The organism is Methylobacterium hispanicum (genome assembly GCF_022179285.1).
Lineage (GTDB): Bacteria > Pseudomonadota > Alphaproteobacteria > Rhizobiales > Beijerinckiaceae > Methylobacterium > Methylobacterium hispanicum.
In genome coordinates, this window is record NZ_BPQO01000114.1 from 1 (window position 1) to 255 (window position 255).

The following is a 255-nucleotide window of genomic DNA, read 5'->3' on the forward strand; positions in this document are numbered from 1 at the left end:
GGTTGTTTGGGACGTTCGCTGTCGCAGGGTGCTGCGACGGCGGAAGCCCCATTCTGTTCGGCAAGCATGTTGTCTGTGACCGCTTCGCCGATCCTGGCGGATCGGTGTATGGCGGCGATGGATCACGAGAGACGATCAAGTCTATCGGGCGATTAGTACCGGTCAGCTCAGCGCGTTGCCGCGCTTGCACTTCCGGCCTATCGACGTGGTCGTCTTCCACGGCCCTCAAGGGAGACCTCGTTTCGAGGGGGGTTT

Annotated in this window: 1 rRNA gene; it reads right to left on the bottom strand. The window is 61.2% G+C overall.

Annotation, left to right across the window (positions count from 1 at the left end):
• Positions 1–131 precede the first annotated feature (131 nt).
• Positions 132–255: ribosomal RNA gene (locus tag MFF56_RS32005) — 23S ribosomal RNA — on the bottom strand; the annotation flags it as partial.